Source organism: Bordetella sp. 2513F2, assembly GCF_054642735.1.
This window is the reverse complement of the sequence record NZ_CM137755.1, coordinates 4,258,989-4,284,667: the sequence shown is the minus strand read 5'-3', so window position 1 is coordinate 4,284,667 and position 25,679 is coordinate 4,258,989. Positions and strand designations below refer to the sequence as shown.

The 25,679-nt window shown below is 69.9% G+C and carries 24 protein-coding genes; 12 read left to right on the top strand and 12 right to left on the bottom strand.

Going from position 1 to position 25,679, the window contains the following annotated elements; genetic code table 11:
* Positions 1-35: 35 nt before the first annotated feature.
* The gene (locus tag ACYBYQ_RS20260; RefSeq protein ID WP_459616215.1) at positions 36-1,325 is read left to right on the top strand and encodes an Hsp70 family protein; all 1,290 of its coding nucleotides are present in this window, start codon (positions 36-38) and stop codon (positions 1,323-1,325) included.
* On the opposite strand, the gene ACYBYQ_RS20255 is transcribed toward ACYBYQ_RS20260, so the two are convergent.
* The 8 genes from ACYBYQ_RS20255 to ACYBYQ_RS20220 form a co-directional block, all read right to left on the bottom strand.
* Entirely contained in the window at positions 1,314-1,889 is a 576-nt protein-coding gene (locus ACYBYQ_RS20255; protein ID WP_459616214.1) for a restriction endonuclease, read from the bottom strand. The two genes, ACYBYQ_RS20260 and ACYBYQ_RS20255, sit on opposite strands and share 12 nt — an antisense overlap.
* A complete protein-coding gene (locus tag ACYBYQ_RS20250; protein ID WP_459616213.1) occupies positions 1,886-2,119 on the bottom strand; it encodes an RNA-binding S4 domain-containing protein in 234 nt (77 codons plus the stop codon). The genes ACYBYQ_RS20255 and ACYBYQ_RS20250 overlap by 4 nt, the downstream gene beginning before the upstream one ends.
* 63 nt (positions 2,120-2,182) lie before the next feature.
* Positions 2,183-2,800 carry a suppressor of fused domain protein gene (locus tag ACYBYQ_RS20245; RefSeq protein WP_459616212.1) on the bottom strand — a complete coding sequence of 206 codons (618 nt, stop codon included), beginning with the start codon at positions 2,798-2,800 and terminating at the stop codon, positions 2,183-2,185.
* Entirely contained in the window at positions 2,781-3,734 is a 954-nt protein-coding gene (locus ACYBYQ_RS20240; RefSeq protein WP_459616211.1) for a PAAR-like domain-containing protein, read from the bottom strand. The genes ACYBYQ_RS20245 and ACYBYQ_RS20240 overlap by 20 nt, the downstream gene beginning before the upstream one ends.
* Positions 3,735-4,814, bottom strand: a complete 1,080-nt coding sequence (locus tag ACYBYQ_RS20235; protein WP_459616210.1) for a pentapeptide repeat-containing protein — start codon at positions 4,812-4,814, stop codon at positions 3,735-3,737.
* Complete coding sequence (locus tag ACYBYQ_RS20230; protein WP_459616209.1) at positions 4,802-7,426, bottom strand: DUF2169 family type VI secretion system accessory protein; 2,625 nt, start codon at positions 7,424-7,426, stop codon at positions 4,802-4,804. The genes ACYBYQ_RS20235 and ACYBYQ_RS20230 overlap by 13 nt, the downstream gene beginning before the upstream one ends.
* Positions 7,423-7,833 carry a DUF3592 domain-containing protein gene (locus tag ACYBYQ_RS20225; protein ID WP_459616208.1) on the bottom strand — a complete coding sequence of 137 codons (411 nt, stop codon included), beginning with the start codon at positions 7,831-7,833 and terminating at the stop codon, positions 7,423-7,425. Before ACYBYQ_RS20225 ends, ACYBYQ_RS20230 begins: the two co-directional genes overlap by 4 nt.
* 31 nt (positions 7,834-7,864) lie before the next feature.
* Positions 7,865-10,210 (bottom strand): type VI secretion system Vgr family protein, encoded by a 2,346-nt coding sequence (locus ACYBYQ_RS20220; RefSeq protein WP_459618836.1) that lies wholly within the window; start codon positions 10,208-10,210, stop codon positions 7,865-7,867.
* Between the two features lie 290 nt (positions 10,211-10,500).
* Here ACYBYQ_RS20220 and ACYBYQ_RS20215 point away from each other — a divergent pair, with 290 nt between their 5' ends.
* Positions 10,501-11,877 carry a heavy metal sensor histidine kinase gene (locus ACYBYQ_RS20215; RefSeq protein WP_459616207.1) on the top strand — a complete coding sequence of 459 codons (1,377 nt, stop codon included), beginning with the start codon at positions 10,501-10,503 and terminating at the stop codon, positions 11,875-11,877.
* A 24-nt stretch (positions 11,878-11,901) separates the two neighbouring features.
* Here the strand turns inward: ACYBYQ_RS20215 and ACYBYQ_RS20210 are convergent, their stop codons facing one another.
* Both ACYBYQ_RS20210 and ACYBYQ_RS20205 read right to left on the bottom strand, forming a co-directional pair.
* Positions 11,902-12,771: a MurR/RpiR family transcriptional regulator gene (locus ACYBYQ_RS20210; protein ID WP_459616206.1), complete on the bottom strand. Its 870-nt coding sequence runs from the start codon at positions 12,769-12,771 to the stop codon at positions 11,902-11,904.
* A complete protein-coding gene (locus ACYBYQ_RS20205; RefSeq protein WP_459616205.1) occupies positions 12,764-14,119 on the bottom strand; it encodes an aspartate aminotransferase family protein in 1,356 nt (451 codons plus the stop codon). Before ACYBYQ_RS20205 ends, ACYBYQ_RS20210 begins: the two co-directional genes overlap by 8 nt.
* A 96-nt stretch (positions 14,120-14,215) precedes the next feature.
* Between ACYBYQ_RS20205 and ACYBYQ_RS20200 the strand changes: the two genes are divergently transcribed.
* The 6 genes from ACYBYQ_RS20200 (at position 14,216) to ACYBYQ_RS20175 (ending at position 19,617) form a co-directional block, all read left to right on the top strand.
* Positions 14,216-15,034 (top strand): carbon-nitrogen hydrolase family protein, encoded by an 819-nt coding sequence (locus ACYBYQ_RS20200; RefSeq protein WP_459616204.1) that lies wholly within the window; start codon positions 14,216-14,218, stop codon positions 15,032-15,034.
* 65 nt (positions 15,035-15,099) lie between these two features.
* Positions 15,100-16,119 carry a Bug family tripartite tricarboxylate transporter substrate binding protein gene (locus tag ACYBYQ_RS20195; protein WP_459616203.1) on the top strand — a complete coding sequence of 340 codons (1,020 nt, stop codon included), beginning with the start codon at positions 15,100-15,102 and terminating at the stop codon, positions 16,117-16,119.
* Positions 16,116-17,612 carry a M81 family metallopeptidase gene (locus tag ACYBYQ_RS20190; protein WP_459616202.1) on the top strand — a complete coding sequence of 499 codons (1,497 nt, stop codon included), beginning with the start codon at positions 16,116-16,118 and terminating at the stop codon, positions 17,610-17,612. Before ACYBYQ_RS20195 ends, ACYBYQ_RS20190 begins: the two co-directional genes overlap by 4 nt.
* A 60-nt stretch (positions 17,613-17,672) precedes the next feature.
* Positions 17,673-18,935, top strand: a complete 1,263-nt coding sequence (locus tag ACYBYQ_RS20185) for a cytochrome P450 (RefSeq protein WP_459616201.1) — start codon at positions 17,673-17,675, stop codon at positions 18,933-18,935.
* A 92-nt stretch (positions 18,936-19,027) separates the two neighbouring features.
* Positions 19,028-19,288 (top strand): hypothetical protein, encoded by a 261-nt coding sequence (locus tag ACYBYQ_RS20180; protein ID WP_459616200.1) that lies wholly within the window; start codon positions 19,028-19,030, stop codon positions 19,286-19,288.
* Positions 19,285-19,617 carry a four-helix bundle copper-binding protein gene (locus ACYBYQ_RS20175; protein WP_459616199.1) on the top strand — a complete coding sequence of 111 codons (333 nt, stop codon included), beginning with the start codon at positions 19,285-19,287 and terminating at the stop codon, positions 19,615-19,617. Before ACYBYQ_RS20180 ends, ACYBYQ_RS20175 begins: the two co-directional genes overlap by 4 nt.
* A 4-nt stretch (positions 19,618-19,621) precedes the next feature.
* On the opposite strand, the gene ACYBYQ_RS20170 is transcribed toward ACYBYQ_RS20175, so the two are convergent.
* A complete protein-coding gene (locus ACYBYQ_RS20170) occupies positions 19,622-19,978 on the bottom strand; it encodes a hypothetical protein (protein WP_459616198.1) in 357 nt (118 codons plus the stop codon).
* A gap of 134 nt (positions 19,979-20,112) precedes the next feature.
* Here ACYBYQ_RS20170 and ACYBYQ_RS20165 point away from each other — a divergent pair, with 134 nt between their 5' ends.
* From ACYBYQ_RS20165 to ACYBYQ_RS20155, 3 genes are read left to right on the top strand one after another with little or no spacing between them, the layout of a single operon-like run.
* On the top strand, positions 20,113-20,883 hold the full coding sequence (locus ACYBYQ_RS20165; RefSeq protein ID WP_459616197.1) for a gluconate 2-dehydrogenase subunit 3 family protein: 771 nt from the start codon (positions 20,113-20,115) through the stop codon (positions 20,881-20,883).
* The gene (locus ACYBYQ_RS20160; RefSeq protein WP_459616196.1) at positions 20,876-22,642 is read left to right on the top strand and encodes a GMC family oxidoreductase; all 1,767 of its coding nucleotides are present in this window, start codon (positions 20,876-20,878) and stop codon (positions 22,640-22,642) included. Before ACYBYQ_RS20165 ends, ACYBYQ_RS20160 begins: the two co-directional genes overlap by 8 nt.
* Positions 22,643-22,644: 2 nt before the next feature.
* Entirely contained in the window at positions 22,645-23,538 is an 894-nt protein-coding gene (locus tag ACYBYQ_RS20155) for a c-type cytochrome (RefSeq protein ID WP_459616195.1), read from the top strand.
* 12 nt (positions 23,539-23,550) lie between these two features.
* On the opposite strand, the gene ACYBYQ_RS20150 is transcribed toward ACYBYQ_RS20155, so the two are convergent.
* The gene (locus tag ACYBYQ_RS20150) at positions 23,551-24,396 is read right to left on the bottom strand and encodes an IclR family transcriptional regulator (protein WP_459616194.1); all 846 of its coding nucleotides are present in this window, start codon (positions 24,394-24,396) and stop codon (positions 23,551-23,553) included.
* 203 nt (positions 24,397-24,599) lie between these two features.
* Here ACYBYQ_RS20150 and ACYBYQ_RS20145 point away from each other — a divergent pair, with 203 nt between their 5' ends.
* Positions 24,600-25,679 (top strand): ABC transporter ATP-binding protein, encoded by a 1,080-nt coding sequence (locus ACYBYQ_RS20145; RefSeq protein WP_459616193.1) that lies wholly within the window; start codon positions 24,600-24,602, stop codon positions 25,677-25,679.

Below are 25,679 nucleotides of genomic sequence, written 5' to 3'. Positions count from 1 at the left end.
GCCCCGCCGCTCCGCCGCGGGGCGCGCGCATTTTCATGAGCTCACCTGTCTACGCCCGCGCCTGCGGCATCGATTTCGGCACTTCCAATTCCGCCGTGGGCTGGTACCGGCCGGGACTTCCGACGCTGCTGCCGCTGGAGGATGGCCATCCGACGATGCCGTCGGCGGTCTTTTTCCATGAAGAGGACACGACGGTCAGCGTGGGCCGGGCGGCGCTGGAGGATTACCTGGCGGGATACGAGGGGCGGCTGATGCGGGCCATGAAGAACCTGCTGGGCAGTTCGCTGATCGATGGCCACACGGAGATCCGCGGGCGCGGCGTGCCGTTCCGGGTGCTGCTTGCGCATTTCATCGGGCAGTTGAAGGCGCGTGCGGAGCAGGCGGCGGGGCGTGCGTTCACGTCGGTGGTGATGGGCCGGCCGGCCTTTTTCGTGGATGGCGACGAGGCGGCGGATCGCACTGCGCAGGACACGCTGGGCGAGATCGCCGCGGCGGTGGGCTTCGAGCACGTGGCGTTCCAGTACGAGCCGCTAGCCGCGGCGTTCGATTACGAGTCGCAGATCAGCCGCGAGGAGCTGGTGCTGGTGATCGACATCGGCGGCGGCACGTCTGATTTTTCGCTGATCCGCCTGGGGCCGCAGCGGGCGGGCAAGCCCGACCGCCGGGAAGACATCCTGGCCCATGGCGGGGTGCACATCGGCGGCGGCGATTTCGACCGGCAGCTGAACCTGGCGGCGTTCATGCCGCTGCTGGGCCTGGGCAGCAAGCTGCGCAGCGGCAAGGACGTGCCTTCCACGCCGTATTCCAACCTCGCGTCCTGGCACACCATCAATTTCGCCTACACCAGCAAGGCGCAGGAGACGCTGTCGTACATCCGCGCCAATGCGGTGGAGCGCGACAAGGTCGCGCTGCTGCTCAGGCTGGTGGAGCAGCGTGCGGGCCATTGGCTCTCGCTGCAGGTGGAGAAGGCCAAGATCGCGCTTTCGGATGCGCCGGCCACGGAGGCCAGCCTGGACCGCATTGCGCCGGGCCGCACGCTGGCCATCTCGCGGCCGGACCTGGACCAGGCCACGGCACCGCTGATCGACCGCATCGAAAGCACTGTTGCGGCGCTGCTGAAGGACGCGGCCGTGGGCGCCGGGGCGGTGGACACGGTGTTCTTCACCGGCGGTTCGAGCCGGGTGTCGTGCCTGCGCGAGCGCATCGGCGCGCTGCTGCCGGGCGCCCGCAATGTGGAGGGCGACCTGTTCGGCAGCATCGGCACCGGCCTGGCGCTGGACGCGGCGCGCAAGTTCGGTTCCGGTTCCGCCGCGTCAGGGCTTTGAATGCCGCAGCAGCTTCGCCAGCTCGGGGGCGGTCATGAAGGAGATGCCGTGCGCGGCGGCATAGTCCTGCGCTGAAGGAGAGATCTCTCCCAGGGCGATGTAGATGGCTTCGTGCGCGGCCCGGGCCTCGCGGGCGGCCTGCAGCCTGCGCACCGGGTCGATGCCGGTGCGGGCGGCTTTCCAGCGCTGGGCGCTGACCAGCGCGATGCGGCCATCCTTGGTGAGGGCGAAGTCGGCGTCGGCGCCTTTCAGGCGCTCGACCTGGCAGCCGTCGCGTTCGAAACCGGAGGCGAGGGTGTTGGAGAATGCGGGCCATGGCATGGCCGCGACGGCCGTGGCGACGGCTTCCACGCGCGAGGAGGACGGCGTGCGCAGCTGGCGCCAGCCGGCCAGGAGGGCAATGGCCGCGAAGGGTATCGCGGCGAATATGCCTACCGGCCAATATTCCCGGGGCGCCGCCGCCACCGTGCCGAGGATCAGCAAGGCGGCGATACCCGCGCTGATCCACCACGACGAACGCAGCAGTATGCCGAAAACGGAATTCCGGGAGGGTTTCAGTTTCATGCTTCAGGGGCCTGGCGGACGAGAATGCGCACATTACCGCAATCCACCGTCTGCCCGCCACGGATCTTCGCCGCCTTGCGCGTTTCCAGCGCCCCATCCACGCTGACCCTGCCGTCGGCCACCATGGCCTTGCCGGCGCCGCCGCTGTCGCAGATGCCGGCGACCTTGAGCAGGTGGTTCAGTTCAATGTAGGAGGCGCCGGGGGCGAGATCGAATTCGATGTTCTGCATGGGAGGCTGCGCGGAGGGGAGCAATCCATGATGATGCCAGGATCGCCCGCCCCGCGCTGCGCCTCAGAACAGCGAATCGCGGTCGAGCGCGTAGATGTCCGGATCCTGCTCCAGCAGCGCGTCTTCGAAGGCCTCGGCGCCTTCCTGTTCCACGAAGGCGCGTTCGGCGTCGGAGATGGGTATCACCTGCAGCCAGTTGACCAGGGTCTCGTCGAATTCCAGGCGCGGGAACTCGGCCTCGTTCCAGGAGAACGGCACGCAAAGATACAGGTGCGGCACCGTGGTGTCGGGGTAGTACTCCGCCACGCAGTCGGTGAGCACGCTGCCGGGCCGCACGGCCTGGCCGCTGCGCATGAGCGAGAAGGCGGCGGCGCTGAGGATGCCGGCCCATTCTTCCTGGTCCTGCGGGGCTTCGGCGCACAGCTCGATCTGCGTGTTCATGGGGCTGCCGTCGTCGTGCCGCAGGTCGAGCTCGAAGAGGCCCAGGGTGCTGTACGAGACCAGGCCGTCGTCGGGGCTGTCGTCGACTTCGAGGATGTCGATGGACAGGTCCAGGGTGTCGTGGTGCCACGCATGCACCACGGGTTTGCCGCCGAAGACGGACAGGGCGTGGCGGGCCACTACCTTGCGCTGGGGCGACGGAGGCGTGGAGGGGCGATTGTCAGGGGCCGAAGTAGTCATCCGTCAGATCCTCTCCCTTGTGCCCGCGGTTGGAACGGGGCAGTTCGGGTCGATAGTGGGAAGGGTCATTGTATTCATCGAGGAACTGCTTGCGGTCGATGCCGCGTTCCTCGGCGCTGCGTACGTGCTTGCGGTGCTCGTAGCCGGGACGGTGGCCCATGTCCCAGGGGTCGTCCTTCTTCATGGGCTTTTTGGTGACGGGGTCGCGCACGATGCCGTCGGGCGATTTCTTCTCTGCCTCGTCCCATACCTTGTCGCGCACCCCCTTGCGGAATTTGCCGCGCTTGTACTTCGGGTTGGCGCGCGGCCCCGAGGCCGGGCGGGCGTTGGCCGATGGCTTGCCGCCCGCCGACGCCCTGGGGCCGGGCGCCTGCTTGGGGCCGGCGGGGGCCTTGGGTGCCGAGGGGGCTTTGGGGGCAGCGGGGGCCCTGGGGGCGCCCGGGCCCTTGGGCGCGCCGGTGCGCGCCACCGATGCGCTGCTGCCGCCAGGCCCCTTGCCGGCCGCGCCGCCGGCGCCGCCCCTGCCGCTGCGCGCCCCGCCGCCTCCGCCGCCGAGCAGCAGCACCTTGAGCTGGCTGGGCACGACGCGCATGCCCACCGTGTTGATGGTGTTCTGCACGGTGAGGCTGGTGAGGCGGGTGGCGGGGATGCAGCCGAACAGCACGTTGGGCACGCAGGTGATGCGGCGGCTCTGGGCCATCACGGTCTGGGAGATGAGGCCCAGGGCGAGGCCCGCGTTGTCACCGTTGGTGAGGGGGATGGTGGTGAGCAGGTTGTGCGCCGGCATGCACATGAGCAGCACATTCCAGCACGTGGGAATGGCCATGGGGCCGAGCGCGAAGTTGGGATAGGGAATCGGCAACAGCGCCGGCGGCGTCTTGCAGATGTCGGGAAAAGCCAGGTCCATCCCCATGAGCTGGCAATCGGCGAACATTCAGTCTCCTCCTTGGCCGGCGAGGCCGGCAGGGCGCTGCGCGGACCACAGTTCCGCTTCGTACAGGGCATCGTCGCGTTCCAGCACGCCCACGCGCGTGCTCCACTGGGCCCCCTGGGTGAGGGCGCGATGGAACTGGGTGCGCTCGAAGCGCGCGGCGCGCAGGTCGGCGCCGCGCAGGTCGGCGTAGGAAAAGTCGGTGTAGCGCAGCGCGGTCTCGGCCAGCACGGCGCGCTCGGCTCGCGTGCGCTGCAGCGCCGCCTGCATGAGGTCGGCGCCGCGCAGCACGGCGCCTTCCAGGCAGGCTTCGTTCCACAGGCTTTGCGGCAGGTGGGCGGCCGTGCAGTCGGCCGCGGCGAGGTCGGCCTGCACGAACATGGCATGGGGCCCGTGCGCGCGCGCCAGCCTGGCGCGGCGCATGGAGGCGCCCTTGAAATTGCACTGGGTGATGTCGGCTTCGCCGAGGTCGCAGCCGTCCATGCGCGCGTCGATGAACTGGCTGCCCGATAGGGTCTGGCCCGCCAGCGACACGCCGGAAAGCTCGCCCTCGACGAACACGACGCGCTCCAGCCGGGCGCCGCGCAGGTCCACGCGGCGCAGGTCGCCGCGGAAGAACACGGTCTGGAAGAGCCGGGCTTCGGCCAGCGACATGTCGTCCAGCCGGCATTCGGTGAGCGCGCCCTCGTGCCAGTGGGTCTGCGCGAAGCGCGCGCCGCGCAGCGAGGTCTGCACGAAGTTGCAGCTGTGCAGCGGGGTGGCCGAGAAGTCGGCCGCATCGGCCTGGCTTTCGACGAAGGAGGTGTTCTGGAGTGCCGCGGCCTGCAGGAGGGCGCCGTCGAGCGCGCAGCGGAAGAAGGTGCACTGGGCCAGGTTCGCGCCCTGCCAGTCTGCCTGGCCCATGCCGCAGCTGACGAAGCGGCTGTCGCGCAGGTCGGCGCCCTGGAACGAGGCGCCGTGCAGGTCGCAGCGGTCGAACAGCGCGCCGGACAGGTCCTGCCCGCCGAGCTGCGCGCCGCGCAGGTCGAGGTTCGACAGGGGCTCGCCGCTGCGTACGCGGGCCTGCAGGGCTACGGCGTCCATGGGCTGCTTCCTGCCGCGGCAGGCCGTGTGTTGGCCAGGCGGGTATAGGCGCCGCGGGTCTGCGTGCCGGGGTCCAGGCGCGCCTGGCCGAGGTCGGCGCGGAACAGGTTGGCCAGGCGCAGGTCCGCGCCGCGCAGGTCGGCCTTCTGCATCAGGGCCTGCAGCAGGTCGGCGCCGGACAGGTTCGCATCGGTCAGGTCGGCGCGCACGAACAGCGATTCGTCGGCCCGCGCGCGGGCCAGGTCTGCGCCGGTGAGGTCGCACTCGGAGAAGTCGCAGCGTCGCAGCAGCGCCTGGCGGAAATCCGCGCCCGCCAGGTTGGTGGCGCGCAGGCTGCATTCATGCAGTTCGGCCCCGGCGAACGAGGCGCCGGCCAGGTCCGTATCCACGCTGCAGCTGTTGCGCAGGACCGCGCCATCGCAGCGCAGCGGACGCTCGCACCGGGACTGCACCCAGACGCAGCGCGCCAGCCGGGCCTGCGCGTAGTCCACGCCGTCGAGGTCGCAGTCCAGCCATACGGCGCGGTGCAGCCGGGCGCGCTCGAAGCGGGTGTCGGCGAGCCGGGACGCCTGCAGGAAGTTCACCGTATCCAGTTCCGCTTCGTCGAAGCGGCAGTCCGTGAGCGTGACGCCGGCGAGATTGCATTCGCGCAGCACCGCGCGTTCCAGGCCGCAGCGGGTGAGCACCACGCCGTCCAGCATGGTGTGCGCCATGCGCACCTCGGAGAGGTCCACGTCTTCCAGCTGGGCATGCCCGAGATTGGCGCCGTCGAGCACGGCGCCGCGCCACGCGCCGCCCTCGGCCCGCACGCGCGCCAGCACGGCGTCGCGGCAATCGGCGCCGGACAGGTCCGCGCCCGAGAGGTCGGCGCATTCCAGCCAGGTGCCCACGCAGCGGGCGCCGCGCAGGTCCATGCCGGACAGGTCGGCGCCGGTGAGGTCCAGGCCCGACAGGTTGCGGCTGCCGCGCATCAGGCCTTCGACACGGCGCCGCAGCCGGGTGTTGCGCGCAGACCGGGCGATCTCCGCCGGGGCCTGCAGGTGGGCGGTGTGGCGATACTGTTCGGCCAGTCGTGACGCCGCCTCGTCCATCAGGCCTGCCATGGCGTCGCCGCCGGCGCCGGATGCCGCGAGTTTGTCGCGGCCTTCGTACAGCGCGGCCAGCGCAGGCTGGCCATACAGGCTGGGCGGACCGCCCGGCCCGGGCTGGTCGGCCGACGCCAGCAGGGAGTCGGCCGTCATGCCGGCCGGCAGCGCGTCCGCATCCGCCTCCACGCGTGCCCGCAATTGGCGCCGCGCGTGCATCAGGTCGATGCGGGCTTCCTGGGCCATCTGGCGGCCCTGCCGCGCCATGTCGGGCAGGTCGTCGAGCGAGATGGGCTGGGGCTCCGGTGGCAAGGGCACGGAGAAATCATCGGGATCGAGTCCTGCGGCCTCGGCGCGGGCGCGCATGTCCGCCTGCATGCCGGCAGCCCGCGCCCGCTGGTTGCGCGCGAACGGATCGGCCATGGGATTGAAGCCCTCGGCCATGTCCCAGGCGCCCAGGGCCGCGGCCGGCACCAGGTCGCGGTCGCGCAATGCATACAGGGCGCCGTCCTCGGCATCCAGCCTTTGTGCCAGCACCGCTTCGTAGTGCGACAGCGGCCGCGGCGCGTCGACGGCCTCCAGCGCGGGCATCAGCAGGGCCACGTCGGCGCCGTCGTCTTCGGCGCATTCGGTGGCGCCTTGGTACACCAGCAATACGCGCTCCTGGTCCGGGAAGAACCAGGCCGTGGTCAGGCCCAGCCCGATCTCTTCCAGGTTATCGGCATCATGCCGCCGCAGGAAGCAGCGCGCGCGCCATCCGGGCAGGTGGCCGCGCAGGCAGGCCAGGCGCGGGTGCATGTTCCAGATCTCGTACCCGGTGCCCGGCGCCAGTTCGTCCTGCTCCACCAGCCACTGGTCGGGCGGGGCGGCATTGAAGAAATGCGGGTCCAGCGTGTCCAGGAACCCCGGATGGCCTTCTTCCAGCCAGCTGGGGTGATACTGGCCCGCGCGCTTGAAGCGGCTTGGCCAGAGGGGGGAGACCGGCCCCAGGCCGGCAGGCTCCTGCACCTGGTCGGGCCGCGCCAGGCGGCCGGTCCAGGGTTCCACGTTGGGCAGCCGGTGCACCCGCCTGCCGTCTTGCATCTCGGGCGCGGCGCCGCGCCCGTGCGGATTGTCGGGGAAGTCGGCGCCGCCGTAGGCATGGGCCCAGTCCAGCGGCATGGCGTCGAAGGGCTGGGGGTCCGTGGGCCGTCCGCCTATCCACTGGCGGTCGCCGAACACCATCAGGCGCTTCTCGCGCGGGCCCACGCGCACATGGACCGCACAGGCGGTGCGCTCGCGCTGGTGCGCCGTGTAGGCCTGCCCGCTGACGAGGAATTCGGCGCAGGGCTTGGGCACGCCCAGGTCCAGCACGCCGTCGCCGCCCAGGGCCTCGCCGGCCACTTTCCAGAGGTCGGCCTCGGCTTGCAGCTGCGGCGCTTCGTCGAGGGTGGCCAGCGCCATCACGCTGGCTCCCAGCCGGACCTGCCCACGCCATCGATACGGTCGGAACAGCAGCCCCAGTTGCAGTGGCTTGACGATCTTCACGAGTGTCTACGCCACGAGGCAGGGATCTCGGTGGGCGAGAGCCGGCGGTCCACCGCCAGCCGCCCCGGCTGCCGCGGGTCCTGGCGCAGGTGCACCGGCCGGCCCGGCATGAAGCCCTGCAGGAGTTCCTGGTCGATATAGACGGACAAGGGCGTCTGCTGCGCACTGCCGGCCGCATCGGTGTAGCGCACGGTGAGCTTCACCGGCACGGAGAAGGGCTCTCCGCCCGGCTGGCGCTCCAGCGCGACGACTTCGCCGGTGATCGGCATGCCCTGGTCGGCCAGCTGCGCAGCCAGGCTGCGCTCGGCCTGGTATGGCGTGGCGCCGAAGTGCACGATCATCGCGACGAAGGCCACCAGGACCACACTCAGCCCTGCCGCCAGGGCCAGCCAGGCTGCGCTACTCATCGCACTGCGTCCTTGTTTCCATCGCCATCCGCTATGTGAAGATGCTGGCGACGCGGCTGTAGATGGCCGCCGCGCCGCTCTTGATCTGGACGCCGATGGCCTTGATCTCGGTGGCGGCGCCGCCGAGCCTGAAGCCGTCGGCCGTGTTCTTGATGGCGGCCAGGTCCAGCTTCACCGTGGAAAACTGCGAGTTGACGCCGGCATAGACCTGCTGCCGCACGCCCCACAGATCCGCGGCGGCGCCCACCACCGTGGCGCGTGCGCCCGTGCCGCGCGTGAAGGCCGGCGTCCAGAAGGCCTGCTGCGAGCCGCTGGTCACGGTCCAGCTCGGCGTGTCGACCAGCACGCTGGGCGCCTTGAGCGTGACCGCGCCATCGACGGTCTGGTTCAAGGTGCCCGTGGTCTTGTATTCGCGATTGCCGTCCACCGTGAAGGTGTGGTTGCCGGTGATCGTGTGGTCCACGTTGGCGTCGTGCGTCAGCGTCTGGATGCCGGTGATGTTCTGCGTGAAGGTGCCGTCCAGTGTTTCCGACACGGCGCCGGTCACGGTGCGCGTCTCGCCGGCGTCGCGGGTTTCGGTGACCAGGCCGGTGATGGACTCGGTCATCGTGCCGGTGATCGTGCGCGTCTCGTTGCCGTTGATGGTTTCGGTGACGTTGCCGTTGAACGTGCGGGTTTCATTGCCGTTGATGGTTTCCGAGACGTCGCCGTTCACGGTGCGGGTCGAGCCCGAATTGAAGGTTTCGGTTTCGTGCCCGGCGACCGTGGTGGTGCGCGTGCCGCCCACGGTGAGGGTGTCGCTGCCGGCGATGGTGGTGACGCGGTTGCCGTCCACCATGTGCAGTTCGTTGGCCTCGACCTCGGTGGTGAGGTCTCGCTCGGCGTGCAGCAGGATGTGCTCGCAGCCCGACTTGTCTTCGAACATCAGCGCGTTGGCCGTGTTCGGGTTGCCGTCCTTGGAGCGGCTCAGGAAGCCGCTTTGCGTGGCGTTGCCGGGCAGCTCCCAGGGCGGCATGTTGCCGCCGTTGTAGACGCGGCCGATGATGATGGGCCGGTCGGGATGGCCGCCGATGAAGTCCACGATCACTTCGTCGCCCACGCGCGGCAGCTGGATCCCGCCGAAGCCGCCGCCCGCCCAGGGGCTGGAGACACGGACCCAGCACGAGCTGTTCTCGTTGCGCTGGCCATAGCGGTCCCAGTGGAACTGGACCTTCACGCGGCCGTACTTGTCGGTCCAGATCTCCTCGCCGGGCTGGCCCACCACCCGGGCGGTCTGCGGGCCGTGCGTGCGGGGCACCGGCGTCACCCGCTGGGGGCGGAACGGCACGTTGGAGGGCAGCACGCGGAAGTCGGCCTCGAACACCGCGTCTTCGGCGCCGCTGGCGTAGCCGCTCTCGGCGATGTGATAGCGGACCTCCGAGATCAGGTATTCGCGGTTCTCCGAGGCGCGCGGGTGGTTGCGCAGCGTGAAGAGGTAACCGGGCGCGAAGCCGCGCGCATTGCAGGCGCCCAGCACGCTCTCGCGCTGCGCCTGCAGGGCTTCGAGCCGCAGGCGCGAATACTGCTCGCCATGCTCGGGTTCGGTGTAGCCGCCCAGCCACTCGTACATTTCCAGCTCGCCATGCGGATAGGCTCCGGGGTTGCGGGCCTGCGCGTCCAGGCTCGCGGCCGGCTTGCGGAAGTCGTAGTCCACGGTGGCGAAGCCGTCGGGCGTGATCTGCTCGGCCACCTGCCAGCTGTACACATGCTCGTCCTGCGGCACGGTGACGCGGTCGGGGCCGTAGTAGGGCAGGCGTTCGGCCTCGGGGCAGGGGTCGTGCTGCGCCACGTCGTCCGACAGCACCAGCGTGTGGCCGTCGGCATCGTGGCGGAACCAGTAATAGATGCCTTCATGCTCCATCAGCCGGCTGACGAAGTCGAAATCGGTTTCCTGGTACTGCACGCAGTATTCCCATTGCCGGTAGGAGCCGGTGAGACGGTAGTCCACGGGGAAGGGATAGTCCGCCAGCACCTGGCGGATCACGTCCACCACCGAAAGCTGCTGGAAGATCTTGCTGTCGGAAGTCTGGGTCAGGTACCAGAGCCACGGGCGCAGCGTGACGCGGTAGCGGTAGAGGCGCGACGTGTCGCCCTCGCGCCCCACCAGCACGCAGCGCACCGCATGGCCGCCCAGGTAGCGCGGCGCGCCGCCGGTCTCGATCTCCAGCGTCACCGGCTTGCCCAGCAGGGCCCGCAGTTCCAGCGCGGGCGTGGGCGACAGCAGGTCCACCTCGAACTCATAGAGCATGGACAGCCCTTCCCGTCCGTGCATGCGGGCGAAGCGCAGCATCTCCGGAGGCAGGGGAGTGTGGGCATGTACAACGCGATCCAGGACCATCATCGGGGCAAACCTCGCACGGGACGCGGGACGGCAGCTGCCATTTCCGCTTGGCGACGATCCTAGAGAGCCCAAATGACGGCAATGCTGCAAGTGCGTTACCGTAACAACCCTTCCCTCTGAGTGTGTTACACGTATTTCAGATGGCTACTTCTTCGGCACCTCGTGCCGATGCAGGCGCCGGGGCGGTCGCCTTCATGGCGACGGGGAAGGCCGGGCCGTACACTAGCGGCGGTTGTCCATGGGGAGCTGCGCATGAAATTACGGGTGGTCGCGGCGGGAGACGCCGCTTGAACTCGCGTCTGTCGCTCACGGCGCGCCTGACTGCGCTGTTCGGCCTGAGCTCGGCGCTGGTGCTGCTGGGCCTGGCCCTGCTGATCCGGGAAGCGATCGACCGGCATTTCGCCGAACAGGATTACGCCCAGCTCGCCGACTCGCTCCAGCAGGTGCGGCAGGCGCTGCGCGCCGGCCAGCCGGAAACGCTGCCCGAGCGGCTGGCGGCGCTCGACGGGCACCCGCAGCGCCTGCAGGTGTACGTACGCGTGGGCGAGTCGGTGGCCTATGCGACGCCGGAGGTGGATTTCGGGACGGCGCTGGTGGCCACCAGCCGGGCGACGGCGGGCAGCGGCGCCCTCCAATGGGAGCAGGACGGCCATGTCTATCGCGGCATCTGGACCCAGATGCCCGACCGGCCGCCCGCCACGCTGCTGGTGGCCATGGACACGGGCGTCCATGCGCATTTCCTCCAGGGGTTCCAGCGCTCGCTGGCCTTCTATGTGGCGCTGGCCGCCCTGGCTTGCGGGCTGCTGGGCTGGTGGTCGTCGCGCCGGGGGCTGGCGCCGCTGCGCGCCATGGCGGCGCGCGCCGAGGCCGTCACCAGCCAGCGTGTGTACGAACGCATGCCGGCGGAGGCCGTGCCGGTGGAAATGGCCGATCTCGCCGTCAATCTCAACGCGATGCTGGAGCGGCTGCAACAGGATTTCAACCGGCTGTCCGCGTTTTCCTCCGACCTCGCGCACGAGCTGCGCACGCCCCTGGCCAGCCTGCTCGCGCAGACCCAGGCGGTGCTGTCGCAGGAGCACGATGCGGCAGCCTACCGCGATGCGCTGGCCGCCAATGCGCAGGCGCTGCAGCGCCTGGCACGCATGGTGGCCGACATGCTGTATCTGGCGAAGATGGAGCACGGCCTGGAGCTGTCCGGCACCGAGACGATCCAGGTGGCCGAGGAAGTGCAGGGATTGTTCGAGTTCTACGAGCCCCTGGCGGACGACAAGCAGGTACGGCTGCGCCGGCACGGTGATGCCCGGATCACCGGCGACCGCCTGATGCTGCGCCGGGCGCTGGGCAACCTGCTGTCCAACGCGCTGCGCCATACGCCGCCCCAGGGCACCATCCTGGTGGAGGTGCATGCGGACACCACGCAGGTGAGCATCGCCGTCGAGAATGAGGGCGACGATATCCCGGCCGAGATCCAGCCCATGCTGTTCGAGCGCTTTTCCCGGGCAGGCCGCGGTCCGGCCTGGCCGGATCCGGGCTCGGAAAACACGGGCCTGGGGCTGGCGATCACCCGCGCCATCATGGCTGCCCACGGCGGCAGGGTGGACGTGCACTCGGCCGGCGGCCGCACCCGCTTCACCCTGTATTTTCCGGTGCGTGCTTCCCTCTAGTGTTCCGCGTTGCGGGATGGCGCCCTAGGGCTGCACGTACACCGCGAAGTCGCGCAGCTGGGCATCGCTCTTGCGGATTTCCTTGAGGCTGGCCTGGCCGCCGCTGGCCACCAGCAGCGCAACCAGCGCCTGGGCGATCTCCAGTGCGGGCACGACGGAAGGAAAGAGCGACGGCGTGGCGTTCGGGACCACGATGAGCGCCGATGCCTGGCTGGAGATGGGCGAGACGGCGCTGTCGGTGATGCTGATGATCTTCAGGCCCTGCTTCTGCGCGAACCGCACCGCAGCAACCGTGTCGCGCGCATAGGGCTCGCTGCTGAACACGACCAGCGCATCGCCCTTGGCGGCATGCCGGAGGTCGTCGACGAAGATCCCGCCCATGCCCGACAGCAGGGTGGTGTTGCCGCGGAACATGCCGCACGCATAGTTGAAATAGAAGGCGGCAGGATAGAGGCTGCGCAGCCCGGCCACGAAAACGCGGGCGGCGCCGGTAAGGATGTCGCGCGCGGCCCGCAAGGCCGCCAGCACGGCCGGGTCTGCCAGCTGCTGCAGGTTGCGCAGTTCGGCGTCGACCAGCTCATGGACCAGGCTCTCGGTCTTGTCGGCGTGGCCGCGGCGCTGCAGCGCGGTGGCGCGCTGCGTGAAGGAGGCGCCATCCTGGGCCAGCCATCGGCGGTATACGTCGCGCAGGGCTTCGTAGCCCTCGAATCCCAGTTCGCGCGCCAGGCGGTGCATGGCGCTGGCCTGCAGCCCGGCCTCGGCGGCGACGGCGCGCATGGAATGCAGCGCAATCGACCGTGGGTGATCGATTGCATGGCGCGCGGCGCGCTGCAGCGTGGGCGGCAATTCGGCGTAGCGCGCTTCGATGAGCTCGTCGACGGCGCGTTTATCCATGGAGATTCCTGTGTGGCGGGTCCAGGGTGGAGATCGTGTCGTCGATCGCCTGCGCCAGGATGCCGACGGCGGCGTCGAGCTCGGCTTCGGTGGTGATGTAGGGGGGCGCGAGCAGCACGTGGTCTCCGGCACGGCCGTCGATCGTACCACCGCCGGGGTAGCACAGCAGCCCCCCTGCCAGGGCCGCGCGCTTGATGCGCGCATGCAGCTGCATGCCGGGGTCGAACGGCGCATCGGTGTCGCGGCTGGCCACCAGTTCGATGGCCTGGAACAGCCCGCGCCCGCGGATGTCGGCCACATGCGGGTGATCCTGGAACCGCTGCCGCAGCGATTGCGCCAGGTATTCGCCCAATTGCGCCGAGCGCGCCACGAGATCGTCGCGGTGCACGATGCGCTGCACCGCCAGGGCGGCGGCGCAGGCCACGGGATGGCCGACGTAGGTGTGGCCATGCTGGAACGCGCCGGAGCCGCCCACGATGGTGTCGACGATGCGATCCTGCGCCATGACGGCGCCTATGGGCTGGTAGCCGCCGGCCAGCCCCTTTGCCAGGCAGAGCAGGTCGGGCACCACGCCTTCCTGTTCGAATGCATGGTACGAGCCCGTGCGGCCCAGCCCGGACATCACTTCGTCCAGGATGAGGAGCACGCCGTGGCGATCGCAGACCTCGCGCACCTTGCGGAAGTAGCCCGGGACGGCGCAGACGGCGCCGGCCGTGGCGCCCACCACGGTCTCGGCGAGGAAGGCGCTGACGGTATCCGGCCCCAGCTCCAGGATGGTCTGTTCCAGTTCGCCGGCGAGCCGGGTGCCGTACTGGTCGTCGGATTCGCCGGGCAGCTTGTAGTGCCGGGCAAAGCAGGGCGACACATGCTGCACGGCCGGCAGCATGGGCTGGTAGATCGCGCGCCGCCCCATGTGGCCGCCCATGCCCAGGGCGCCCAGCGTGTTGCCGTGATAGCTCTGCAGCCGGGTGATGGTGCGGTGCCGCCCGGTGTGGCCGCGTTCGACATGGTATTGGCGCGCCATCTTCAGCGCCGTTTCCACGGCTTCCGAGCCGCTGCCCACGAAATAGCAGTGCGCCAGGCCGGTCGGCGAGCGGCTTGCCAGCAGTTCGGCCAGCTGCTCGGCCGGTTCGGAACTGAAGAAACTGGTATGGGCGTATTCCAGCCTGCCCATCTGGTGCACCACGGCCGCCACCACTTCGGGATGGCAATGCCCCAGGCACGAGACGGCCGCGCCACCCGAGCCGTCGTAGTAGCGCCGCCCCGAGGCATCGACCAGGAAGCTGCCCTGGCCTTGTACGGCCTGGGCGGGAGGATGCAGCGGCGTGCGGTGGAAGATGTGGCTCATGGTGGCTTTCCCTGTGAGACGCAGCGGCCGTTGCCGCGATAGATCATTTGATCTATATTCTATCAAAATGGATCATATGTATTGAGGTCGGGGATCATGAAGATTGCATGTGTGCAGATGCGCAGTACCGAAGACGTGCGCAATAACATCGCCAGGGCTTGTTCCTATGTGGAGGAGGCGGCCGGGCAGGGCGCCGAGCTGGTGGTGCTGCCGGAGTTCTTCAACACGATCTTCTTCGCGCAGTACCAGGATTCCCGCTACCACGCGCTGGCCGAGGACGAAGCCGGCCCCACCGTCAGCGCCATCCGCGAGGCCGCGCAGCGGCACGGCATCGCGGTGGTGGCCACGATCTACGAGAAGGCCGGGGCGGGGCTTTACTTCGACACGGCCATGCACGTGGAGCCGGACGGCAGCATCGCGTTCAAGTACCGCAAGGTGCATCCCGCCGCGGTGCTGAGCCTGGAGAAGCTCTACTTCCGCTACGGCACGCGCTTCGATACCTACCGCAAGGGCGACTGGCGCATCGGCATCGGCATCTGCTACGACATGGGTTTCCCCGAAACCGCCCGCAGCCTGATGGTCAATGGCGCGGAGCTGCTGATCGCCCCCTATGCCACCTCGCGGGTGCACATGTTCCAGGAAGTGCTGCGCACGCGCGCCTTCGAGAACGGCTGCTTCCTGGTGGCCGCCAACAAGGTGGGCCAGGAAGGCGACTGGCAGATGGGCGGCGGCAGCCTCATCGCCGGGCCCGATGGCGCGGTGCTGGCCAGCGCCGATACGCGTTCCGACGCGCTGCTGGTGGCCGACATCGACCGCAGCCGCGTGGACCAAGCGCGCATCGCCTATCCGGCCCGGCGCGACCGGCGCCCGGACCTGTATGGCGCGCTGGTCCGGGAGTCCGACGCAGGGCTCTGACGCATGCCGCATGGCGGGGCTTGCCCCATACCGCAGGAAATTTTCGATCAATGGAGTTGTGCACCGTGAACCCTATACATTCTGCCGGCAGCGGCGTTCTTTCCGGTTTCCGCCGGCGCCTGTCGGCCTCGGCCCTGGCGCTGCTTCCCGTGCTCGCGCTGGCGAGCGCACCGGCCGCCGCGGCCGATGCCTGGCCGAGCAAGCCCATCGAGCTCATCGTGCCGTTCGGCGCGGGGGGCACCACCGACGTGCTGGGCCGCCTGGTGGCCGAAGGCCTGGGCAAGCGCCTGGGCCAGACCGTCATCGTGCAGAACAGGCCGGGGGCGGGAGCCAACATCGGCGCGGCCGAGGTGGCCCGCGCCAAGCCCGACGGCTACACCCTGCTGATGGGCACGCCGGGGCCGCTGGCGATCAATCCGCACATCTATCCCAACCTTTCGTTCGATCCCGCCAAGGACTTCACCGCCGTCTCGTACGTGGCCGACGTGCCCAATGTGATCCTGGCCAACCCGGCCACCGGCTTCAAGAACATGGGCGACCTGCTCGAGGCGGCCCGCAAGCGCCCCGGCGAGCTCGACTGGGGTTCGCCGGGCGTGGGCAGCACCGGCCACATCCAGCTGGAGCTGCTCAAGCAGCTGTCCGGCGTCGACATCGCGCACGTGCCGTACAAGGGTGCAGCCCAGGCCACCACCGACCTGATTGCCGGCCACATCCAGTTGGCCGGCGACAATGTCCCGACCGCGCTGGAAAACATCCGTGCCGGCAAGGTCGTGGCCCTGGGCGTGGCGAGCACGGAAGAGCTGGCGGTGCTGCCGGGCGTGCGCCCGGTGGGCGAGACGGTGCCCGGATATGTCCTGCCCTCGTGGTTCGTGGTCGTGGCGCCGGCGGGCACGCCGAAGGAGATCGTCGACCGCATCAGCAAGGAAATCGACGCGTTCGAGCGGGAGCCTGCCACCCTGGAGCGGTTCAAGGCCCTGGGCGCGGTGCCGGTGGGCGGCCCGGCCGAGCGCCTGGCGGAGCACCTGCGCGCCGAGCAGGCGCGGTATGCCGAGGTCATGAAGAACATGCAGGGCGGCAAGCCATGAAGCGCAGGCGCATGGCGGTGGCGCGCCTGTGGTTCGAGGGCAATGCGTTCAGCCCCATGCCCACGGGCATGGCGCAGTTCGAGCAGTATGAGTGGCGCCAGGGCCAGGAAGCGCTGGAGGCCATGCGCGGCACGGCCACGGAGCTCGGCGCGGTGGCGGCGTTTGCCGAGGCGCATCCCGAATGGGAAGTGGTGGTGCTGCGCTGTGCCGCAGCGCTGCCTTCCGGGCCGATCGACCCCGAGGTGATCGAACGCTACGCCGCCGACATCGAAGCCGGGCTGCGCGCCGGCATGGACCAGGGCGGCTGGGACGCCGTCTATCTGTCGCTGCATGGGGCGGCCATCGCGGCGGGCCGGGATACGCCGGAACTGGATATTGCGCTCATGATCCGCGGCCTGCTGCCGGACGTGCCGCTGGGCGCCAGTTTCGACCTGCACGGCAACATGCCCGCGGAATGGGCCCAGGTGCTGGACTATGCCTCGGTTTATCGCACGCATCCGCACGTCGACATGGCCGAAACGGCCGAACGCGTGCTGGCCGGGCTGCTGCAATGTGCCGCCGGCCAGCTGCAGACCCGCCGCGTCGTGCTGAACGAGGGCGTCATCCTGCCCAGCATCAATATGCGCACGGTGGGCGGGCCCATGGCGGAGCTGGAACGCGCGGCGCGCGAGGCCACCGTGCAGGACGTACTGGAGGTCGGGGTATTCGGCGGCTTTCCCTACTCGGATACCCCCGCCACCGGCGCCTCGGTGTTCGTGGTGAGCGATGCGGCGGGCGACCCCGACGGCGTGCAGGCGCTTGCGGCAGCCCGCAAGGTGATGCAGCGGGTGCACGACCTGGCGGATGAGTTCCGCGCCACCCTGCCCGGGCCGGACGAGGTCGTGGCGCAGGCGCTGGCCCATGCGCAGCCCGGCCTGGTGGCGGTTACCGAGTCTTCCGACAACCCCTTGTCGGGCGGCGGCGGCGACACGCCGGGCCTGCTCAGGGCCATGCTGCAGGCCCGCCCCCAGGTGCCCTGCCTGTTCGCCAGCTTCGCCGACCCGGGCATCGTGCAGGCCGCGCGGCAGGCCGGCGTGGGCGGCGTGCTGGCGGTGACGCTGGGCGGGCGCCACGGCGCGGAGTTCGGGCAGCCGGTGCCGGCCCGGGTTGTGGTGGAGCGCCTCACCGACGGCAACTTCCGCAACACCGGTCCCATGCAGCGGGGCGTGCAGCGCAGCTGCGGCGGCAGCGTGCTGCTGCGCTTCGAGGGCCTGCCCGATGCACGCGTCATCGTCACCGAACGCGTGGTGGCCGGAGACGATCCCGGCTTCTATGCGCTGCACGGCATCGATCCTGCGGCCTTGCGACTGCTCTGCGTGAAGGCCAAGAACCACTTCCGCGCTGCGTTCGCGCCGCTCTGCGCGCGCATCATCGATTGCGACACGCCGGGGCCTGCGTGCCTGGACCTGTCGCTGCTGCCGTTCCGGCACCGGCACATCCCCGCCGGCGGTTGATGCCGGCGCCGCGGGCATGGCGCTTGCGCAGCCGCGGGGCCCGCATCCCCGGAGGCCCTCATGCCCGCCATGCCGCGCGACCAACGCCTGGACAGCACCGCAGCATTCCTGGCCGATCCGTATCGCTACATCTCGCGCCGGTGCGCGCAGCTCGGTTCGGACTGCTTCGAGGCCCGCATCCTGTTTGCGCCCGCGATCTGCATGACGGGCCCGCAGGCGGGCGAGGTGTTCTATGACACGGCGCGCATGCAGCGCGCCGGCGCCGCGCCGCGTCTGCTGCGGTCGACGCTGTTCGGCCATGGGGGCGTGCAGGGGCTGGATGGCGCGCATCACGTGCACCGCAAGGCACTGTTTCTGGAAGTGCTCGCGCCCGAGCGGGTGAGGGTGCTGGGCGATTGCGTGCGCAGCGAGTGGGCGCGCGAGGCGCAGACCTGGCCCGCCGACGGCGAGGTCGTGCTGTATGACGCGGCCCGCGCCGTGCTGACGCGCGCGGTGTGCGCATGGGCGGGGGTTCCGCTGGCCGGGCACGAGGTGGGGCAGCGTATGCGGCAACTGACTGCCTTGTATGACGATGCGGCGGCTGGCCTGGCAGGCAATCTCGCCGCCCGTGCGGCGCGGATGGCGCTGGAACAATGGCTGGCCGGCCTGGTGGAAGCGGTGCGCCGCGGCCGGCTGCGGGCCAGGCATGCGCTGGCCGAGGTGTCGTCACATCGCGATTTCCGGGGGCGGCCGCTGCCCGCCCGCGTGGCGGCCGTGGAGCTGCTGAACCTGCTGCGTCCCACCGTGGCGACCTCGGTGTTCGTGGTGTTCGCCGCCCTGGCCGCGCATCGGCATCCGGCCGAGGTGCCGCCGCTGGACGGCAGCGACCCGGCCCGCCTGCAGGCTTTCCTGGACGAGGTCCGCCGCTTCTACCCCTTCTTTCCTGCCGTGGCGGCCCGGGTGCGCGAGACCTTCGCGTGGCAGGGCGCGGTGTTCCCGCGAGGGCGCCGCGTGCTGTTCGATCTGTATGGCACCAACCACGACCCGCGGGCCTGGGCCGACCCGGAAGTCTTCGACCCGCGGCGTTTCCTGGAGCGGGAGCCCGACGTCTACAGTTTCGTGCCGCAGGGCGGCAATGGCGTGGCGCTGGGCCACCGTTGCCCCGGGGAGGGCGTGGCCACGACGGTGATGGCCGAGACCCTGGCCTTCCTGTTCGGCCGGCTGCAGTACCGCGTGCTGCCCGGACAGGACCTCAGCCTGGATTTCGGGCGGCTGCCGGCGCTGCCGCGCAGCAGCATGCGCATCGCCGTGGGCGGGCCGTCGGTCGGCGCGCCTGCGCGCTAGACCGGCGCAGGCCGGCACGCCCCATGCTGCGCCAGGGTGCGGGCACGCGCCGCGTGGTCCGCATTCCATTGCGTCGATTCAAGGAGGCACAGATGAACACTGCCCGCAAGCCTGGCGACGAGGCGTATGAACATGTCCATTCCGGCCGCCGCGCGGCCGGGCACGGCGGCGGCTCGCTCGACGAGCGCAGCGCCGCCGAGCGCACGCCGGCGCAGGATGCCGGCCTGGCCGGACGCGGCCACAAATCGCAGCGCGCGCTGCGCACCGAAACCGAGGAAGAGCTGGAAAGCCGCAGCGGCCCGCACGTGCGGGCGGGCGCGCGCCGTTCCGACGACGAAGGAGGATCCCGATGAAGGCCACGCCTGAAAGCCAGCTGTGCGTGGACGAATGCCTGAACTGCTACAAGCAGTGCCTGGGCACGGCCATGCAGCATTGCCTGGAGCAGGGCGGCAAGCATGTCGCCCCGGCGCATTTCCGCCTGATGATGGCGTGCGCCGAGATGTGCCGCATCGCGGCGCATTTCATGCTGTTGGGCGTTCCCCACCATCGCCATACCTGCGCCGATTGCGCGTCGATCTGCCGGCAATGCGCCGACAGCTGCGACGGCCTGGATGGCATGGACGAGTGCGCGGCGGCCTGCCGGCGCTGCGCCGACGCCTGCGAACGCATGGCGGGAGCCTGAGGCCTTACCGGAGGTCGGGCGTGCCGCCGGAGCCGGACGACGCGCCCGAGCCCGGCAGCCCGCCGTGGCCGGGAGAGCCGGTGCCTCCCGCGGGAGCCTGCCCGCCGCGATTGGCGTTGCCGCCTTCGTCCTGGGTACGGCCCTGCGCCGCGGGCGGATCCTGCGGCGGCTGGGCCGGATCCGACTTTTTTTCCTCGTCCTGCATTTTTTGCTCCTGCTCCTGCGGCGCCTGGTGCCCGGCGTGCGGACGATCTCCCTCGGTGCGCGGAGCGGCGGGATCGGTGGCTGCTGCGGCCAGGCCGGCCAGGCAGGCCGACGTCGCAAAGAGGCTCCGGGCAGCGAACAGAATGGGGCGGGACATGGCGATCTCCGGACGGACACGGCGCTTGCGCCGGGCCTGTCGCGCCGCAAGCGCCATGCCGGGCAAGCTAATTGCTGGGAGGCGCCACCAGCCAGGGCGTACGGCACCGTACGCCTCTCTCCCGGAGGATCTGCATGGACAAGCCACCCGTTGCCGGCCGGCGCGAAGTACTCAAGGTCCTGACCTTCGCGGTGCCCGGCGCATGGGCGGGCGCCTCGGCACGCCCGGCGCAGGCCGCCCCTGACGGGGCCCCCGAAGCGGCAGGCAGCGCGGCCGGATCGCCGGCCGACGCTGCGGCGCGCACCTTCAAGTTCTTCAATGCCCAGGAGGCCGCCGCCATGGACGCCATCGCCGCGCGGCTGATCCCGGCGGACGATCTCGGTCCGGGCGCCAAGGAGGCGGGCGTCACGGTGTTCCTCGACGGCCAGCTGGCGGGCGCGTGGGGGGCCGGGGCGCAACTGTACCGGCAGGGGCCGTTCGAGGCCGGCACGCCGGAGCAGGGCTACCAGCTCTCGTACACGCCGGCCGAGATGTTCCGCCGCGGCCTGGCGGCGCTGGATGAAGCGACCCGCGCCAAGACGGGCAAGCCGTTCGCCGAACTGGATGCGGCCGATCAGGATGAATGGCTGGCCGCCATGCAGGCCGGCAAGCTCGATTTCTCGCCGCTGCCCTCGAGCCTGTTCTTCCAGGCCGTGCTGGACGGTACGGTGGAGGGTTTTTTCTGCGATCCCATGTATGGCGGCAATGCCGGCATGGTGGGGTGGAAACTGGTGGGATTCCCGGGGGCCTACGCCAGTTTCTCCAACGACATCGAGCGCCATGGCGTGCCCTGGCAGGGCGAGCCGGTGTCGATTGCCACCGCGAAGCCGCATTCCCATACCGCGCCGGGAGGTCCGCATGGCTAAGAACCTGCCGCCCGTGGACGCGGCCATCATAGGCGGGGGCTGGACCGGCGCGATCATCGGCAAGGAGCTGGCGGCGGCCGGACAGCGCGTGGTGGTGCTGGAGCGCGGCCAGCCGCGCTGGCCCTCGCCCGATTTCCAGGGCCCCGCCGTGCACGACGAACTGAAGTACACGCGGCGCCACGAACTGCACCAGGATGCGGCCACCGAGACCTACACCTTCAGGAACAACACGCGGCAGAAGGCGCTGCCGATGCGCCGCTGGCAGTTCGCCTATCCGGGCACGCACCTGGGCGGGGCGGGCAACCACTGGTCGGGGGCGTACTACCGCTTCGATCCCACCGACTTCGTGCTGCGCAGCCATTACACCGAGCGCTACGGCGCGGACATCTTCGACGACGACCTCACCAGCCAGGACTGGCCGCTCACCTACGACGAACTGGAGCCGAACTTCGATCGCTTCGACTACCTGATCGGCGCCTCCGGCCAGGCGGGCAACATCAAGGGCCAGAAGCAGGAGGGCGGCAACCCCTTCGAGCCCTGGCGCTCGCGGCCCTACCCCAACCCGCCGATGAAGGTGCCTTATGCGTCGTCGCTGTTCGGCGAGGCCGCGCGCAGCCTGGGCTACCACCCCTACGTGCAGCCGTCGGCGCTGTGCACGCGTCCGTACACCAACACGGAAGGCCTGCACATGAGCGCGTGCGTGTACTGCGGCTTCTGTTCGAACTTCGGCTGCGAGCATTTTGCCAAGGCGTCGCCGCAGGTCTGCATATTGCCCGTGGCGCTGAAGATGGAGAACTTCGAACTGCGCACCGGCGCCCACGTGCTGCGCGTCGAGCTGAGCGAAGACAGGAAGCGCGCCCGTGGCGTGACTTACGTGGACGAGGCCGGCGAAGAAGTGTTCCAGCCGGCCGAGATCGTGGTGCTGTGCGCCTTCGGCATCAACAATGTGCGCCTGCTGCTGCTCTCCGGCATCGGCGAACCCTACGACCCGGAGACCGGAACCGGCGTGGTGGGCCGCAACTACACCCACCAGACCACCTCGGGCGTGAACCTGTTCTTCGACGAGTCGGTGCACATCAATCCGTTCATGGGAGCCGGTGCGGTGGCGGTCACCATGGACGACTTCAGCGCCGACAACTTCGACCATGGTCCGCATGGCTTCGTGGGCGGCGGCTACCTGCAGATCCAGGTGGTGAGCGGCGCGCCCATCGGCTATCACCCCGTGCCCAAGGGCACCGCCGCATGGGGCGCGGAATGGAAGCGGGCCGTCAGGCGCTACTACAACCATTCGGCTTCCATCACCATCACGGGCTCGGCCCAGCCCACGCGCGGCAGCTACCTCAGCCTGGACCCCACCTACAAGGACGCCTGGGGCCTGCCGCTGCTGCGCGTCACCTATGACCTGCCCGACAACGACATCAGGCTGTCGGCCTTCCTCACCGCGAAAGGCGATGAAATCGGCAAGGCCATGAAGGGCGTGCAGGCCACGGAGCCGGGCCCGCGCAAGCGGCCTTTCAGCGCAACGGCCTACCAGTCCACCCACCTCACCGGCGGCGCGATCATGGGCGACGATCCCAAGACCAGCGTGGTCAATCGCTACGGCCAGGTGTGGGACGTGCCCAATGTGTTCGTGACCGGCGCGGCGCTGTTTCCGCAGAACTCCAACTACAACCCCACTGCCACCGTAGGCGCCACCGCCTACTGGATCGTGGACAAGATCAAGGCGGACTATCTGCGTTCGCCGGGGCCGCTGGTGTAGCCATGGGCGCGAACCGCGGCGGCATCGCAGTCGTGGTGGGCCTGGCATTGGGCCTGCCGCTCGCCATGCTGGCGGCCACGGCATACCAGATCCTGCATACCGGCGTATCGATCCGGGCCACCGAGGTGCGGGCACCCGCGCCCGAGCCGCCCGGGGAATCGGCGTCCGCCCCGTCTCCTGCCTCTCCCGCCAACCCGCCCCCGGGCACGACCGCGCAGGCCGGCATGGGCCAGATTCCCGCACCGCAGCCGGCCGAGCCCGTTCCCGGCCGCAGCGCGCTGGACTTCACGGCCTTCAAGTCGGAATGGGAAGCGGCCGTGCGCGAGGGCGACCCGCAGGCGGGCGCCAAGCTGGCCGCGGCCGGCAAGCCCGATGCCGGCGTGCAGGCCTGCGTGGCCTGCCATGGGCAGCAGGGCATCGCGCCGGGCCAGGGCAATTTCCCCAACCTCGCCGGCCTGAGCAGCGAGTACATCGCCAAGCAGCTGGACGACTACCGCAACGGCAGCCGCAACCATGCCTTGATGACGACCATCGCAAAAGGCCTGAGCCCGCAGGAGATCGGCGACCTGGCGCGCCATTACGGATCCCTGGCGGCGCCGGCGGCGAATCCGCCCGCCCAGGCGCAGGAGTCCGCCCGCACGCTCGACGTGGCCGGCGAGAACGCGCGCGCGCTGCCCGCCTGCGCCAACTGCCACGGGCCGCAAGGGCGGGGCGAGGGCGTGCTGCTGCCGCGCCTGGCCGGACAGCCCCAGCAGTATTTCATCGACCAGATGAACGCATTCCGCGCCAACCAGCGGCGCAACGACGACGTGGGCGTGATGCGTGCGTTCGCGCAGCGGCTCACGCCCGAGGAGATCCGGGCGCTGGCTGCTTACTACGAGCAGGCGGCGCGCTGAAGGCGCCGCCGTTCATCCTGGCGGCGCCTGATTTCCCGTGCCCAGGAACTGGCTGGGCCGGCGCAGTGCCGGGTCGAACGGGTTGATCTGCGCGCCGATCTGGCGCGCTTCCTTTTGCAGGGCTTCGACGATGAGCGGCAGCCGTTCGGCGCTGACGCGTTCGGACGGCGCGGCGATGCTCAGCGCCGCCACGGTCTGGCCGGTGCAATCCTGCACGGGCACGCCCAGGCCGGTGGTTCCCGGATACAGCGCGGGGCCGGAACTCAGGACATAGTGCTGTTCCAGGTATTGGCGGATCTGCACCCGCAGCGAGATCTCGTCGAGGAAGCCCAGGTGGTGCAGCCTGGGGATGTTGAAGCGGATCACGGCTTCGCGCTCGGCCTCGGGCAGCGCAGCCAGCAGGATCAGCCCCCCCTGGCCCAGCCCCAGCGGAACCCGGCCGCCGATGTCGCCCGTGTGCGAGCGCACGGGATAGGGGCCGTCGATGCGGTCCAGGCAGATGGCGTCGAAGCCATGGCGCACCAGCAGGAACACGGTGTCGTGCAGCATGCCCGACAGGCGCAGCATGGCCGGGCGGCACACCGCGCGCAGCGAGGAGTGATGGTTGCCGGCCGCTGCCGCCAGCGCGAACCAGGCCACACTGAGCTGATAGGCCTTGCTCTGGCCGGGCTGCACCACCATGTCTTCGTCCATCAGGGCCTGCAGCACGCGGTGCGCCGTGGCCGGCGCCAGGCCGGTGCGCGCGCCGATATCGGTGAGGCGCAGGGGCTCGCCGCGCGCCTCGGCGAGCACCCGCAGCACCGCGAAGGCACGCTGCAGCACGCCGCCCTGTTTGTCTTCCGAGGATTTTTCTTTCATAGGTATTTCGAAATAGGAAACTATTTCAGGGAACAGCGCTACACTAATTCCGTATATCGGAAAAATCAATATAAAAATTCGGTTCTACGGAAAAGCCCTATTGACCGGTTTTTGCCGGTCCTCCTAGACTCGCAGCCTCTGCAGTCATCCGGGTGGCGTCATAGCGCCGCCCGCAACAGCCCTTGCGGGCGGTCGAGGCGGACATGGCTTTTCTACGGTTGGAGCACGTCTCCAAGTATTACGGCGATCTCTGTGTGGTGGCCGACCTGAACCTGTCGGTGGAACAGGGCGAGTTCGTCTCGCTGCTGGGCCCGTCGGGGTGCGGCAAGACCACGACCCTGCAGATGATCGCCGGGTTCGCCGACGTCACGCGCGGCCGCATCCACCTGGATGGGCGCGACATCACGCACACCCGGCCCAACACCCGCGGGCTGGGCATCGTGTTCCAGAGCTATGCGCTGTTTCCGCACCTCACCGTGGCCGACAACGTGGCCTTCGGGCTGGTGATGCGCAAGGTGCCGCAGGCCGAGCGCGCCGAACGCACCCGCGAGGCGCTGGCCATGGTGAAGCTCGATGCCTATGCCGACCGCTATCCGCGCGAACTTTCCGGCGGGCAGCGCCAGCGCGTGGCGCTGGCGCGCGCGCTGGTGATACGCCCGCCGGTGCTGCTGCTCGACGAGCCCTTGTCCAACCTCGACGCCAAGCTGCGCGAAGACATGCAGTTCGAGCTGCGCAACATCCAGCGGCGGCTGGGCACGACCACCATCATGGTCACGCACGACCAGGCCGAGGCGCTGTCCATCAGCGACCGTGTCGTCGTCATGGAAGCGGGCCGGGCCACGCAGATCGACGAGCCCTACCGCATGTACGAGCACCCGGGCAGCGAATTCATCTCGCGCTTCGTGGGCAAGACCAACCTGCTGCAGGCCCGCGTGGAGCGCGCGGGCGCGCAGGCCGAACTGCGCTGCGGCGATACGGCGCTCAGCGTCGACGGCGCCGGGCTGCACGCGGGCGACGCGGTGCTGGTGTCGCTGCGCCCCGAGAAACTGGTGCCGGTGGCTGCCGGGCAGGGCCGCCTGGGCTGCACCGTGGCGGCACGCTACTTCCTGGGCAGCCAGTGGCTGTACGAGATGGCTACGCCGCTGGGCATGCTGACGGTGCTGGCGCCCAACGACGGCCGCAAGCCATACGCGGATGGCGAAGCCCTGGGGCTCGATTGGGCGCCCGACGTGGTGCGCGTGCTGCCGGCCCCCAAGCCGGCCTCCATGCCGGCGGAGGCCTGA

Excerpts from the sequence above, each read along its gene's own strand:
- ACYBYQ_RS20260 (WP_459616215.1), top strand. The coding sequence starts at position 36 with ATGAGCTCACCTGTCTACGCCCGCGCCTGCGGCATCGATTTCGGCACT.
- ACYBYQ_RS20255 (WP_459616214.1), bottom strand. The coding sequence starts at position 1,889 with ATGAAACTGAAACCCTCCCGGAATTCCGTTTTCGGCATACTGCTGCGT.
- ACYBYQ_RS20250 (WP_459616213.1), bottom strand. The coding sequence starts at position 2,119 with ATGCAGAACATCGAATTCGATCTCGCCCCCGGCGCCTCCTACATTGAA.
- ACYBYQ_RS20245 (WP_459616212.1), bottom strand. The coding sequence starts at position 2,800 with ATGACTACTTCGGCCCCTGACAATCGCCCCTCCACGCCTCCGTCGCCC.
- ACYBYQ_RS20240 (WP_459616211.1), bottom strand. The coding sequence starts at position 3,734 with ATGTTCGCCGATTGCCAGCTCATGGGGATGGACCTGGCTTTTCCCGAC.
- ACYBYQ_RS20235 (WP_459616210.1), bottom strand. The coding sequence starts at position 4,814 with ATGGACGCCGTAGCCCTGCAGGCCCGCGTACGCAGCGGCGAGCCCCTG.
- ACYBYQ_RS20225 (WP_459616208.1), bottom strand. The coding sequence starts at position 7,833 with ATGAGTAGCGCAGCCTGGCTGGCCCTGGCGGCAGGGCTGAGTGTGGTC.
- ACYBYQ_RS20220 (WP_459618836.1), bottom strand. The coding sequence starts at position 10,210 with ATGGTCCTGGATCGCGTTGTACATGCCCACACTCCCCTGCCTCCGGAG.
- ACYBYQ_RS20210 (WP_459616206.1), bottom strand. The coding sequence starts at position 12,771 with ATGGATAAACGCGCCGTCGACGAGCTCATCGAAGCGCGCTACGCCGAA.
- ACYBYQ_RS20205 (WP_459616205.1), bottom strand. The coding sequence starts at position 14,119 with ATGAGCCACATCTTCCACCGCACGCCGCTGCATCCTCCCGCCCAGGCC.
- ACYBYQ_RS20200 (WP_459616204.1), top strand. The coding sequence starts at position 14,216 with ATGAAGATTGCATGTGTGCAGATGCGCAGTACCGAAGACGTGCGCAAT.
- ACYBYQ_RS20190 (WP_459616202.1), top strand. The coding sequence starts at position 16,116 with ATGAAGCGCAGGCGCATGGCGGTGGCGCGCCTGTGGTTCGAGGGCAAT.
- ACYBYQ_RS20185 (WP_459616201.1), top strand. The coding sequence starts at position 17,673 with ATGCCCGCCATGCCGCGCGACCAACGCCTGGACAGCACCGCAGCATTC.
- ACYBYQ_RS20180 (WP_459616200.1), top strand. The coding sequence starts at position 19,028 with ATGAACACTGCCCGCAAGCCTGGCGACGAGGCGTATGAACATGTCCAT.
- ACYBYQ_RS20175 (WP_459616199.1), top strand. The coding sequence starts at position 19,285 with ATGAAGGCCACGCCTGAAAGCCAGCTGTGCGTGGACGAATGCCTGAAC.
- ACYBYQ_RS20170 (WP_459616198.1), bottom strand. The coding sequence starts at position 19,978 with ATGTCCCGCCCCATTCTGTTCGCTGCCCGGAGCCTCTTTGCGACGTCG.
- ACYBYQ_RS20165 (WP_459616197.1), top strand. The coding sequence starts at position 20,113 with ATGGACAAGCCACCCGTTGCCGGCCGGCGCGAAGTACTCAAGGTCCTG.
- ACYBYQ_RS20160 (WP_459616196.1), top strand. The coding sequence starts at position 20,876 with ATGGCTAAGAACCTGCCGCCCGTGGACGCGGCCATCATAGGCGGGGGC.
- ACYBYQ_RS20155 (WP_459616195.1), top strand. The coding sequence starts at position 22,645 with ATGGGCGCGAACCGCGGCGGCATCGCAGTCGTGGTGGGCCTGGCATTG.
- ACYBYQ_RS20150 (WP_459616194.1), bottom strand. The coding sequence starts at position 24,396 with ATGAAAGAAAAATCCTCGGAAGACAAACAGGGCGGCGTGCTGCAGCGT.
- ACYBYQ_RS20145 (WP_459616193.1), top strand. The coding sequence starts at position 24,600 with ATGGCTTTTCTACGGTTGGAGCACGTCTCCAAGTATTACGGCGATCTC.